This is a genomic window from Burkholderia sp. Bp9004, assembly GCF_003858025.1.
GTDB classification, from domain to species: domain Bacteria; phylum Pseudomonadota; class Gammaproteobacteria; order Burkholderiales; family Burkholderiaceae; genus Burkholderia; species Burkholderia diffusa.
The window spans coordinates 392,147-399,653 of record NZ_QTQD01000002.1 but is presented as its reverse complement, the minus strand read 5'-3'; the positions used below and the strand labels follow the sequence as shown (position 1 = coordinate 399,653).

General features: G+C 67.7%; 7 protein-coding genes. 3 read left to right on the top strand and 4 right to left on the bottom strand.

What is annotated here, in order from left to right; all coding sequences use genetic code 11:
- Positions 1–141: 141 nt before the first annotated feature.
- Complete coding sequence (locus tag DIE08_RS04085) at positions 142–1,899, bottom strand: ABC transporter permease subunit (RefSeq protein WP_124621670.1); 1,758 nt, start codon at positions 1,897–1,899, stop codon at positions 142–144.
- A gap of 505 nt (positions 1,900–2,404) precedes the next feature.
- On the opposite strand from DIE08_RS04085, the gene DIE08_RS04080 reads away from it, so the two are divergent.
- The gene (locus DIE08_RS04080) at positions 2,405–2,671 is read left to right on the top strand and encodes a hypothetical protein (protein ID WP_014896379.1); all 267 of its coding nucleotides are present in this window, start codon (positions 2,405–2,407) and stop codon (positions 2,669–2,671) included.
- 40 nt (positions 2,672–2,711) lie between these two features.
- Here the strand turns inward: DIE08_RS04080 and DIE08_RS04075 are convergent, their stop codons facing one another.
- Complete coding sequence (locus tag DIE08_RS04075; RefSeq protein WP_124901065.1) at positions 2,712–4,028, bottom strand: ATP-binding protein; 1,317 nt, start codon at positions 4,026–4,028, stop codon at positions 2,712–2,714.
- The gene (locus DIE08_RS04070) at positions 4,012–4,737 is read right to left on the bottom strand and encodes a response regulator (RefSeq protein WP_059603692.1); all 726 of its coding nucleotides are present in this window, start codon (positions 4,735–4,737) and stop codon (positions 4,012–4,014) included. Before DIE08_RS04070 ends, DIE08_RS04075 begins: the two co-directional genes overlap by 17 nt.
- Before the next feature lie 224 nt (positions 4,738–4,961).
- On the opposite strand from DIE08_RS04070, the gene DIE08_RS04065 reads away from it, so the two are divergent.
- Positions 4,962–5,513, top strand: a complete 552-nt coding sequence (locus DIE08_RS04065; protein ID WP_124901064.1) for a Spy/CpxP family protein refolding chaperone — start codon at positions 4,962–4,964, stop codon at positions 5,511–5,513.
- A 70-nt stretch (positions 5,514–5,583) separates the two neighbouring features.
- Here DIE08_RS04065 and DIE08_RS04060 read toward each other — a convergent pair whose 3' ends face one another.
- The gene (locus tag DIE08_RS04060; RefSeq protein WP_124901063.1) at positions 5,584–6,282 is read right to left on the bottom strand and encodes a pirin family protein; all 699 of its coding nucleotides are present in this window, start codon (positions 6,280–6,282) and stop codon (positions 5,584–5,586) included.
- Between the two features lie 369 nt (positions 6,283–6,651).
- On the opposite strand from DIE08_RS04060, the gene DIE08_RS04055 reads away from it, so the two are divergent.
- Entirely contained in the window at positions 6,652–7,428 is a 777-nt protein-coding gene (locus DIE08_RS04055) for an ABC transporter substrate-binding protein (RefSeq protein WP_059603989.1), read from the top strand.
- Positions 7,429–7,507: the final 79 nt, after the last annotated feature.

Sequence of the window (7,507 nt, the reverse complement as noted above, 5' to 3'; positions counted from 1 at the left end):
AGTTCGCCCTGCGTCTTGTTGAAGCCGCGGCAGACGTGATCCACGCGCAGGATTTCCTCACCGAGGCGCGGCGGCTGGGACGTCTGGACGGGGGCGTTTATGGCATTCGGATTGTGCATCGCGTTTCGCTCTCAATCGGTCTCAGTCGAGCCGCAGCTTCGCTTCGGCGAAGGCATACAGCGGGCGCCACAGCAGGCGGTTGAACAGGGTAACGAACAGTGACATCACGGCGATGCCCAGAATGATCTTCGGAAAGTCGCCGGCGGCGGTGGTCTGCGCGATATATGCGCCGAGGCCGTGCGCCTCGATCCTGGTCGTGCCCCACTGCACCGCTTCCGACACGATGCTCGCGTTCCACGCGCCGCCCGATGCGGTGATCGCGCCGGTCACGTAATACGGAAAGATGCCGGGCAGGATCGCCTGGCGCCACCACTGCCAGCCGCGGATCCGGAAGTTCGTCGCGGCTTCGCGATAGTCGTTCGGATAGGACGTCGCGCCCGCGATGACGTTGAACAGGATATACCACTGGGTGCCGAGCACGATCAGCGGCGACAGCCAGATATCGGCGTTCAGATGGAAGCGCGCGATCACGATCACGAACACCGGGAACAGCAGGTTCGCCGGGAACGCGGCGAGGAACTGCGCGAGCGGCTGCAGCTTCTCGGCGAGTTTCGGGCGCAGCCCGACCCACACGCCGACAGGTACCCAGATCACGGACGCGATCGAAATCAGCACGACCACGCGCAGCAGTGTGATGAGCCCGAGCATGATCACGTGGCCGACTTCGGCCATCGTCACGCCGGTCGACACGAAGCTGACGACACGCCACACGATATAGGCCGTGCCGAGCAGCAAGAACGCCGCCCACGCGATGTCGACCGTGCGCGATGCCTTCTTCTCGACTTTGGGCAGCGTGAAGCGCATCGCGCCCGACAGCGGCAGACGCAGCGGAATCCGCGCGGCCTTCGCGAAGAACCAGCCGGCCGGCACGAGCAGCTGATGGATCAGGCGCGTACGGCGCACGAGGTCGAGCAGCCAGGATTGCGGCGCGTCGCCCGACGCGGTGTTCTCCATCCGGAACTTGTCGGCCCACGCGATCAGCGGGCGGAACAGGAACTGGTCATAGGCCAGGATCACCACCGTCATCGTCAGGATCACCCAGCCGATCGCACCGAGGTTCTTGTCCGAGATCGCCTGGGCGAGATACGCGCCGATCCCGGGCAGCGTGATGGTCTGGTTGCCGACGGTGATGGCCTCCGACGCGACGACGAAGAACCAGCCGCCCGACATCGACATCATCATGTTCCAGATCAGTCCCGGCATCGAGAACGGCACCTCGAGCTTCCAGAAGCGCTGCCACGACGTCAGGTGGAAGCCGCGCGACACTTCGTCCAGATCGCGCGGCACCGTGCGCAGCGACTGGTAGAAGCTGAACGTCATGTTCCACGCCTGGCTCGTGAAGATCGCGAAGATCGCGGCCAGTTCGGCGCCGAGCACGCGGCTCGGGAACAGCGCGAGGAAGAACGTCACCGTAAACGAGATGAAGCCGAGCACCGGCACCGACTGCAGGATGTCGAGGATCGGGATCAGCACCATGCCGGCGCGGCGGCTTTTCGCGGCGAGGGTGCCGTAGATCAGCGTGAACGCGAGCGACGCGACCATCGCGGCGAGCATCCGCAGCGTGGTGCGCAACGCGTATTCGGGCAGGTTCGACGGATCGAGCGAGATCTTCTGGGTCTGAAGGGTCCCGATCGGCGCCATCGTTTCATGAAAGCCGACGACCGCCATCGCGATCAGGCAGATGATCAGCGGGAACGCGATGAAGTCCCACCGGTTCGGCAGAACGCGCCACGCGGACGCGTTGGCGGTCCGGTTCGGATTGAAGAATCCGACGTCCATCAGGCGCCCTCCCCGGTAAGGCCGAACGAAGCCGGCAGACGATGTTGATTCATGGCAAAGCGCACGGGCGCGGTAATTCGACGCGGTAATTCGATTGATTCACGATCTGACGCCGGCGCGAGGCGCCGTGCGTGCAGGCTGCGCTCCCGGCGCGGCGAGTCGGGCCGCGACGGCACGACACTACACCAACCTGTATTTCAGGTTCAACCGTCCGGGGCCGGCGCGGGGCCGCGCGACGCGCGAACGGCGCACGGATCGTGCCCGGCACGCGGGCGAACAACAGGCGTGGGATACGGAGCAGCCCGACCGCGGTCCTCCGGCCGGCATGCAGGCCCCGAATTATGCCGTGATCTGGGCCGGCCGGGAACCCGCCAACCGCACGCGGACGCAAACCGTGCCGGACGTCAGCGGACGATTGCGGCGAAGCAGGTATGATCGGGGCTAGCCCCTGGCGTCGGTGTTGACCACAGCCGCCAGGGATCGACCGACCAGCGGGAGGAAGGGAATGGCAGGAAACTTGGTGATCGTCTGCCGCGATCAGGATGCCGATGCGTTCTACGAGCTGATGCAGGAGTATGGGTCGTTCCAGACGCGGCTGTCGTCGACGGCATGGTACCTGAACATGAACATCGTGCCGGAATCGCTGCAGGAGGAGATTCTGGAGCGCCTTGGCCGCTACACGACCGTCTATATCTTCGAGGCCACGAGCGTGACCTACAACACCATCGACAGCAACGCCGCCGAGACGCTCGGCACGCTGTTCGGCGAATGATGCCACGCGGCGCCTGCCCGGCAGGCGCCGCATCCGCCGCTTATGCGGCCTGGGCGTGCAGTTCGTCCTTCGGCACCGCGTCGAACGGGAACGTCATCGCCACGCGCAGGCCGCCCTCGGGACGATTGCCGATCTCGCACGCCCCGCCCAGCCTCAGCACCAGCCGCTCGACGATCGCGAGCCCGAGCCCGCTGTGGCCATTGCCGCCGCGCGCCGGGTCGAGCCGCACGAACGGCCGCGTCGCGGCCGCGAGGTCGCGCGGCGCGATCCCGCCGCCGCTGTCGCTGACCGACAGCACGTAACCCGTCGGCGTACGCGCCGTCTCGACGAGCACGGGTGGCGCGCCGTACGCATGCGCATTGTCCAGCAGGTTCGAGAGGATCCGGTCGAGCGTCGCGGTCGGCAGGCGGAAACCTTCGTCGGCGGCCAGATGCGTCTGGACCGCCGGCGCGTTCGGTGCGACCGCGCGATAGCTGCGCGCGATCCGCTCGCAGGTCTGGTCGACCGGCACGGGCTCGCTGCGGTCCGCCCCGCCGTGCGCGAACACGAGGAACTGGTCGACGATGTGCGACATCGAGTCGACATCGCGCACCACACCGTCGCGCAGCCGCGCGTCGTCCATCATTTCCGCGCGCAGGCGCATCCGCGCGAGCGGCGTGCGCAGGTCGTGCGCGACGCCGGCCAGCATCACCGCGCGATCGCTCTCGGCCTGCGACACCTGTTCCACCATCTGGTTGAAGCCGTGTGTGAGCTGGCGCAGCTCGCGCGGGCCGCGCTCGCGCAGCGGCGGCACCGGCTGGCCGCGGCCGAAGCGCGCGACCGCGCGCGCCAGCGAGCGCAGCGGCTGCTGCAGTTGCCAGGCCGCGAACAGCGCGGCGATCACGCCTGCCGAGAAGATCGTGCCGAGCCACAGCAGCATCCGGTCGAGCGAGCGCGGCGGGCGCAGCGGCTGCACCGGCACCACGATCCAGTTGCGATCGGTCGGTTCCTTGACCCACAGCACCGGCGGATGGCCCGGCGCGCCGATCTCGACCCGGGTGCCGGCCGGCATGCGCTCGCTCACGTCGTCGCGGAAACGCTTGAGCGGCGCCGGCAGGTTCGAGCCTGCGCTCGTCGGCACGTCGGGACTGTCCGGCGACACCAGCCGCACCCGTGACGGCAGCGGCTGGTCGGGCGTGCGCTCGACGTGCTGGCGCACGGCGTCGACGAGGAAGGCGGCCTCCTCGACCGCGTAACGCGTCTGCATCTGGCTGCGCTCGAGGCGCATCGCGAAGAACCACGCGAAGTGCGACAGGAGCAGCACGCCGACGACCAGCAGCGCCAGCCGTCCGAACAGTGAATCAATGGGTTTGCGCATGGGCCTCGCCGTCGGGCACGAACACGTAGCCGCGCCCGCGGACCGTCTGGATGAAGCGCGGCGTCGACGGATCCGTTTCCAGGATGCGGCGCAGGCGCCACACCTGGACGTCGATGCCGCGGTCGGTGCCGTCGTACTCGGGCCCGTGCAGCAGCTCGAGCAACCGCTCGCGCGTGAGCGTGCGCAGCGAGTGGTTCACGAAGATCTTCAGCAGCGCGAATTCGCTGCTCGACAGCGTCGCCGGCTTGCCGTCGACCGACAGCGTGCGCCCCTGGAAGTCGAGCACGAAGCGGCCGAACGCGAACGGCTCGCGCTGCTCGGGCGCCGCCGCCGACGGCGTCGCCCGGCGGCGGCGCAGCACGGCCTGGACGCGCGCGAGCAGCTCGCGCGGGTTGAACGGCTTGCCGAGGTAGTCGTCCGCGCCGAGTTCGAGCCCGACGATGCGGTCGACGTCGTCCGCGCGCGCCGTCAGCATGATCACGGGGATGTCGTCGCCGGCCGCGCGCAGCTGGCGCAGCGCGGTCAGGCCGTCCACGCCGGGCATCATCAGGTCCAGCACGATCAGGTCGGGCCGCTCGCGCTCGAGACGCTTCTCGAGCGTCGCCGCGTCGTGCAGCACGGACACTTCCATCCCCTGGCGCACGAGATAGTCGCGCAGCAGGTCACGGAGTTCTTGGTCGTCGTCGACGATGAGGATCTGGGTAGTCATGGCTCGAAGTTTACCGCGCGAGCGCGGAGTCGAAGAACGGTTCAAAGGAACGAAAGGGTTACTGCGGGTTACGACGCAAGGGAACTGTAATGCACCGTAACCCGGCAGCCACCCCACGTAACACCCGCCGGGGCACGCGCCGCTAACCTGCGTCTTACCGGATGCGGCACACGCGTCACCCGCGCACCGCATCGCCGGACCCTTTGGATACAGGAGTTTCTGAAATGTATAAGAACACTTCCCGCGTGGCCATTGCGGCCGCCACCGTGCTCGCTCTCGCATTCGGCACCGCGCATGCCGCGCAGCCCACCGACATGCCGCCGCCGGGCGGCCCCGGCATGCATCAGATGCACGGCGGCCATGACGGCGGCCCGTTCGGCGTGATCATGAAGCTGCACGATCAGCTGAAGCTCAATGCATCGCAGGAGCAGCAATGGCAGACGGCCGTCAACACGATGAAGCAGAACCATGAGGCGATGCGCAAGAGCCACGAGCAGATGCGCGAGCAATTCAAGGCGCAGCAGAATCAGCCGATCCTCGACCTGAACGCGATGCACGCCGCCCGCCAGCAGGCCGAGCAGCAGAATGCGCAGCTGCGCGAGCAGAGTTCGGCCGCCTGGCTCGCGTTCTACAACGGACTGAACGACCAGCAGAAAACGACGGTCAGCACCGCGCTGAAGCAGCAGTTCGCGCGGATGGATCAGCGTCACGAGACGATGAAGGAACGCTGGCAGCAGCACCGCGCGGCCAAGGCCGCGTCGGCGCCGGTGCAGTAAGCCGGCGGGCCGCCTCCCCGGGCGGCATCGCAGGGGACGCGGGTACTCGGCCCGCGTCCCCTGTTTCGTTTCAGGCGACGTCGAACAGCAGCACCTCGGCCGCCCGGCCGCGTGCGAACGCGACCGCGTCCACCCCGGCGATCCGCGCGCCGTCGCCCGCGGCCAGCGCGTGGCCGTTGACTTCCACGTCGCCGCGCGCGACGTGCACATAAGTGCCGCGTCCGGCCGGCACGCCGATTGCCGCCTCCTCGTCGCCGTCAAGCAGCCCCACGAAGATCCGCGCATCCGCACCGATCGACAGCGCGCCGTCGCCGCCGTCCGCAGACGCGACGAGCCGCAGGCGGCCGCGCTTCTCGTCGTCGGCGAAACGCCGTTGAGCGTAACCGGGCCGCCCGCCGCGCTCGGCCGGCTGCAGCCAGATCTGCAGCAGATGCAGCACCCGGTCGCGCGACGCATTCGTTTCACTGTGCATGAGCCCCGTGCCGGCGCTCATCCGCTGGATGCCGCCGGCCCGCACGATGGCCCCGTTGCCAAGGCTGTCGCGATGCGCGAGCGCGCCGTCCAGCACGTAGGTGACGATTTCGAGGTCGCGGCGCGGCTGCATCCCGAAGCCGCGCGTCGGCGCGATCCGGTCCTCGCTCAGCACGCGCAGCGCGCCGAACGGCGGATGCGCGGCCTCGGCGTGACCGACAAGCGGAAAGCTGTGACTCGACTCGAGCCAGCCTTGGCGCGTGTGGCAGCGGTCGGCGGCGCGGCGGATCTGGAACATGGGGCGGGCACTCCGGCAGGGCAGACATTCTTTCTTCGGGTTTACCTGCACTGTAGGGGCGCACCAAGCGCGCCACAATCCGCCGTCCGCGCACCGCATCGTTGCACTCACGAAACCAATCGACGCAATGCTCGTTGCGAATACCACGATTGCCGCAACGAGCGGATCGAAGAATCCATCGGTCACGCCGGATTGCCGTTTTCCGGGTATCGCGTTCGGGTAAAATACCGCCCTTTTGGCGTTCGCCCGTCCGGCGAGCGCCGTTGCCAGCGCGCCGAAACACGAATTTTGGCCGTCTAGAATACGCCGCGGCGCCCGGCCCGACCGGCCGCGAGCGCCCTCCCGGAAGTGAGCGACAAAAGGATGGAAATGAAGAAGGCCGCCCTGTGCGCCGCCCTCGCCCTCGTGGCGGGCAGCGCCTTCGCGAAAGAGTGGAAGACCGTGCGGATCGGTGTCGACGCCAGCTACCCGCCGTTCGAGTCGACCGCGCCGAGCGGCGAGATCGTCGGTTTCGACGTCGATCTCACCAAGGAAATCTGCAAGCGCATCAACGTGAAGTGCGTGTGGGTCGCGCAGGATCTCGACGGGATCATTCCCGCGCTGAAGGCGAAGAAGTACGACGTCATCGTGTCGTCGCTGACCGTCACGGACAAGCGTCGCGAGCAGATTGACTTCTCCGACAAGGTGTACGACGCACCCGCGCGGATGATCGCGAAGGCCGGCTCGCCGCTGCTGCCGACGGTCGCGTCGCTCAAGGGCAAGCACGTCGGCGTCGAGCAAGGTTCGACGCAGGAATCCTACGCGAAGGCGTACTGGGAACCGCAAGGCGTGACGATCATTCCTTACCAGAACCAGGACCAGGTCTATGCCGATCTCGGCTCGGGCCGCCTCGACGCGACGCTGCAGGATGAACTGCAGGCCGACTACGGCTTCCTGCGCACGCCGCGCGGCAAGGGCTTCGCGTTCGCCGGTCCGGAAGTGAAGGATCCGAAGACGATCGGCGACGGCACCGCGATCGGCCTGCGCAAGGAAGACACGGACCTGAAGCTCAAGATCAACAAGGCGCTGGCCGACATGCACAAGGACGGCACGTACGACCGGCTGTCGCGCAAGTATTTCTCGTTCAGCGTCTACTCGGCTCGCTGAGCGCCGACAATGACGGGAAGCGGATGCGGGGGCGCCCCGCGTCCGGCAGTACAGGCAGTCAACCACGCGCCGCCCGCGC

Coding starts and splice junctions, on each gene's coding strand:
- DIE08_RS04055 (WP_059603989.1), top strand. CDS start 6,652: ATGAAGAAGGCCGCCCTGTGCGCCGCCCTCGCCCTCGTGGCGGGCAGC.
- DIE08_RS04060 (WP_124901063.1), bottom strand. CDS start 6,282: ATGTTCCAGATCCGCCGCGCCGCCGACCGCTGCCACACGCGCCAAGGC.
- DIE08_RS04075 (WP_124901065.1), bottom strand. CDS start 4,028: ATGCGCAAACCCATTGATTCACTGTTCGGACGGCTGGCGCTGCTGGTC.
- DIE08_RS04065 (WP_124901064.1), top strand. CDS start 4,962: ATGTATAAGAACACTTCCCGCGTGGCCATTGCGGCCGCCACCGTGCTC.
- DIE08_RS04070 (WP_059603692.1), bottom strand. CDS start 4,737: ATGACTACCCAGATCCTCATCGTCGACGACGACCAAGAACTCCGTGAC.
- DIE08_RS04085 (WP_124621670.1), bottom strand. CDS start 1,899: ATGGACGTCGGATTCTTCAATCCGAACCGGACCGCCAACGCGTCCGCG.
- DIE08_RS04080 (WP_014896379.1), top strand. CDS start 2,405: ATGGCAGGAAACTTGGTGATCGTCTGCCGCGATCAGGATGCCGATGCG.